At 42.4% G+C, this 4,042-nt stretch carries 6 protein-coding genes; 4 read left to right on the top strand and 2 right to left on the bottom strand.

What is annotated here, in order from left to right:
* The 4 genes from ACEW80_RS17255 to ACEW80_RS17270 all read left to right on the top strand — a co-directional run.
* A partial coding sequence (locus ACEW80_RS17255; protein WP_373527770.1) for a DUF29 domain-containing protein occupies positions 1 to 321 on the top strand: 321 nt, incomplete at its 5' end.
* Positions 322 to 477: 156 nt separating this feature from the next.
* A complete protein-coding gene (locus ACEW80_RS17260) occupies positions 478 to 750 on the top strand; it encodes a hypothetical protein (protein WP_373527771.1) in 273 nt (90 codons plus the stop codon).
* 68 nt (positions 751 to 818) lie between these two features.
* Positions 819 to 1,049, top strand: coding sequence for a DUF433 domain-containing protein (locus ACEW80_RS17265; RefSeq protein ID WP_373527772.1), 231 nt, complete (start codon positions 819 to 821; stop codon positions 1,047 to 1,049).
* A gap of 9 nt (positions 1,050 to 1,058) precedes the next feature.
* Positions 1,059 to 1,421, top strand: coding sequence for a DUF5615 family PIN-like protein (locus ACEW80_RS17270; RefSeq protein WP_373527773.1), 363 nt, complete (start codon positions 1,059 to 1,061; stop codon positions 1,419 to 1,421).
* 260 nt (positions 1,422 to 1,681) lie between these two features.
* Here ACEW80_RS17270 and ACEW80_RS17275 read toward each other — a convergent pair whose 3' ends face one another.
* Both ACEW80_RS17275 and ACEW80_RS17280 read right to left on the bottom strand, forming a co-directional pair.
* Positions 1,682 to 2,170, bottom strand: coding sequence for a methyltransferase domain-containing protein (locus ACEW80_RS17275; RefSeq protein WP_373527774.1), 489 nt, complete (start codon positions 2,168 to 2,170; stop codon positions 1,682 to 1,684).
* Positions 2,171 to 2,591: 421 nt separating this feature from the next.
* Positions 2,592 to 3,998 carry an NAD(P)(+) transhydrogenase (Re/Si-specific) subunit beta gene (locus tag ACEW80_RS17280; protein WP_373527775.1) on the bottom strand — a complete coding sequence of 469 codons (1,407 nt, stop codon included), beginning with the start codon at positions 3,996 to 3,998 and terminating at the stop codon, positions 2,592 to 2,594.
* Positions 3,999 to 4,042 lie beyond the last annotated feature (44 nt).

Raw genomic sequence — 4,042 nt, forward strand, 5'->3', positions numbered from 1 at the left:
GAAAGTATGGGAAGAAGTGATAAAAATGCTTTAAGGAGTAATCTTAGAGTGCTTTTAATGCACCTTCTCAAATACAAATTTCAACCCCAGAACCGATCTAATAGCTGGTTATATACAATCTATGAACATCGTCAAAGATTAGAAGAAGCATTTGTAGATAGTCCTAGCTTAAAATACTATTACACGGAAGTTTTTGACAGTTGTTACCAACACGCTAGAAAAGAAGCATCTATTGAAACAGGTCTTCCTCTGTCTATTTTTCCTAAAGACTATCCTTTTTCTGTTGATGAAACCTTAGATTCTGATTTTTTTCCAAATTAATCATAATCGCACGGTGGAGTTTTTGCAGGCGATGCCTTCGGCGGGCTTCGCCTACGCTTTTTTATCTCACGCAGAGGCGCAAAGCAGGAAGAGGGCGATGCCTTCTCTACGAGACGCTACGCGAACGGCGGGCTTCGCCTACGCACTCTAAAGATTATGCAGGCGATCGCTTTTTTAACAAACCGCAGAGGAAGAGCGATCGCACTGTGGGGATTTTTCAGGCGATCGCTCTTTTTAACAAACCACAGAGGAAGAGCGATCGCACTGTGGGGATTTTTCAGGCGATCGCTTATCATAATTTCACTAGCAGCGATCGCAGACTATGCACCTGATAGTGAATTAAATATATTCTCTGACTTAGAGGGAGAAGACTTTTGCGACTATCCAGATGAAGACTTACATAACTCAAAAAATTATGTCCAAAGGTGAACTTTAGCTATCCCCTCTCTGCTCAGGCAATTTATGAGAAACTAGAAAATATTACAAAAAAATAATTTATGTTAGGTCTGGAAAGAATTACATTTAATCCTCGTATCATGGCGGGACAAGCGTGTATTCGTGGGATGCGAATTCCAGTTTCATTGGTGGTTAATTTGGTAGCTAATGGTAAATCTGTAGAAGATATTTTAGAAGAATATCCTGATTTAGAACTAGAGGATATTCGTCAATCTTTACTTTACACAGCTTGGTTAACTCAAGAACGGGTTTATCCCTTCCAAACGGCTTAATTCAGTAAAATGAAATTTTTAGCTGATATGGGAATTTCTCTACGCACTGTGTCTTGGTTGCGTACTGCTGGTTATGATGTGGTACATTTGCGTGATGAAGGGTTGCAAAGACTACCAGACGATCAGATTTTAGTGAAAGCTCGTACAGAAGGAAGGATTCTATTAACTGTAGACTTGGATTTTGCCCAACTTTTAGCGACTAGTGGGGATAATTTACCCAGTGTAATTTTGTTTAGATTAGGAAATGAAAATTACAACGCAATTAATGAGCGTTTGACGGAAGTTTTAAGGGAATGTCAGTCAGATTTAGAAGTAGGGGCAATTATTTCTGTCAGTAATGAAACTTTCCGGGTAAGGCAATTACCGATATAAGTTAAGTTGATTAATTGTTAGTGTATCTTACCGGAGTGATCGCATGGTCGAGTTTTGGAAGTGCGATCGCTTTTTTTAACGAACCACAGAGGCGCAAAGAAGGAAGAGAGCGATGCCTTCTCTACGAGACGCTACGCGAACGGAGGGCTTCGCCTACGCACGGTGAGATTTTGCAGGCGATCCCTGTTCTTTGCTTTCTTTCTTTGCGCCTTTGCCTGAGATAAAAACAATGTGGTTGATTTACCTGAAAATCGCTGTAATTACGAATTACGAATTATTTTAACTTTCTGGAGTTTAAAAACTACCGAATAGGGACGTGTTTTGTAATTGAAGAGCTTCCGGTCGTTTTCTGCAAGATGATATTGCTCTGGGGTAATTCTTGGCTCTTCAAATTCCTCCACAGAAAAACCTGCTGACTTAAAAGCTTTCCAATAATCCGAAAGAGGACGGTGAAACCAGATAAATGGTGTTGTAAAATGCTTCCAAGGTTGTTCGTTGCGTTGCGTCCTTTCAAAATAAGAAGAACCCCAACCGTAAGAAACCGTACCATCCTCATTTACAGTCGTCGATTTGTCTTGAGGAAAGCAAGGATGTGAGAACACAAGGATTGCAATACCACTAGGCTTGAGAACACGATTGAATGCTCTTATTGCTCCTTCAAGATCAAGCAAATCCATGAGAACATAATTGGAGATGATAATATCAAATTGTTCATCTAGAAGCGATTTTAGTTCAGTGCATGAATCCAAAGAAAAATCTATATCTAGATTATTTCAGTCATATCTTCCTACTGAAAACAATAACTTAATTATTTTCACATAAATATCTGCTAAATTTTATAATATATTTTGCTACTGCGCTGTATTCAATACTTAGCTGAATTGTAAAAGTAAACTTCAAGAGCAAAATTTTATAAGATAGCGATGCCTGCGGCGGTAAACTACGCAAATCCGAAAAAAAAGCCGGATTTAGACAACTGGTATAATGCGATCGCCATTTTATAATATATAGGGTGTATTAGATAAATGTTGCTTAGGGTAATCAAGGGTAATTCCCCAACAAAAAAACTTGCCCTGGGAATATCACACCCCCAAGGCAAGCCAACTCTCTACATTCTTTCTTTACTCTGCGCCTCTGCGGTACCCTACGGGAAGCCGCTTCGCGTCTACGTTAAAGTTGCTTCACCTCAGAAACCAACTTCGACACCATATCCTTAGCGCCACCAAAAAGCATCGTCGTTTTCTCCTTGTAGAACAACTCATTATCTACACCGGCAAAACCCGTACTCATCCCGCGCTTAATCACAATCGTCTGCTTCGCCCGATCTACTTCCAAAATCGGCATACCATAAATCGGGCTATTTTTATCACTCCGCGCCGCCGGATTTACCACATCATTTGCCCCAATCACTAAAGCCACATCTGCTTGATCAAACTGGGGATTAATATCATCCATATCGTACAACTGCGTATAAGGCACATTTGCCTCCGCCAACAACACATTCATGTGTCCCGGCATTCTCCCAGCAACGGGGTGAATCGCATACTTGACATCAACGCCCATCCGTTCTAGCTGATCTGACAATTCCCGGACGCTATGTTGCGCTTGGGCAACTGCCATACCATAACCAGGTACAATTACCACAGAACGGGCATAACCCAACATCATCGCCCCTTCTTCGGCATCAATGCTGCGGACAGTTTGATCAGTTGCACCACCACTAGCAGCAGCACCACCAGAACTAGAACCAGTACCAAAAGCGCTGAACAGCACACTAAATAACGAGCGGTTCATCGCCTTACACATAATCTCGGTGAGGATTAAGCCAGATGCTCCTACCAAAGCCCCAGCGATGATTAACATATTGTTCATCACCACAAACCCAGCCGCAGCAGCCGCCACACCTGACAACGAGTTTAACAGCGAGATTACTACTGGCATATCGCCGCCACCAATGGGGATGACGAACATCACGCCCAACACTAAAGAAACGCCAACCACTCCCAAAAATATGGGTAAGCTATCTGGTGTGATGATTAAATAGGCACTACCTACTATATAAGCACCCAGAAGCAAGAGGTTAAATGGTTGCTGGAATGGAAATGTAATCGGGGAACCACTGATTAAACCTTGCAATTTGGCAAAGGCTAAAAAACTACCCGTGAAGGTAATACCACCGATTAACACATCCAACAGGATGGAAATGTTCACATCTAGGGGTATCGACTGAGAACTATCTAATAATCGCCAGAATTCGGCAACAGCTACTAATGCCGAAGCCGCACCGCCCAAGCCGTTGAGTAAACCCACCATTTGGGGCATTTCCGTCATTTGGACTTTGTAGGCAACGATCGCACCAATTGCCGATCCAATCGCCAAGCCCAACAATATCATCTCGTAATTCAACACATGTTGATCTAGCATTGTCGCGGCGATCGCCAGCAGCATCCCCACAGCCGCTACGAGATTACCGTTTCTCGCTGTCGCAGGTGATCCCAGCTTTTTCAAGCCCAGAATGAATAACGATGCAGCGACTAAGTACGTCAGCTGAATGCCAGTTGGTAAAAAGTCGCTCACGCCTTAATCTCCTTCTTCTTGAACATTTGCAACATTCTGTCTGT

Source organism: Nostoc sp., from assembly GCF_041747015.1.
In the GTDB taxonomy this organism is placed as follows: domain Bacteria; phylum Cyanobacteriota; class Cyanobacteriia; order Cyanobacteriales; family Nostocaceae; genus Nostoc.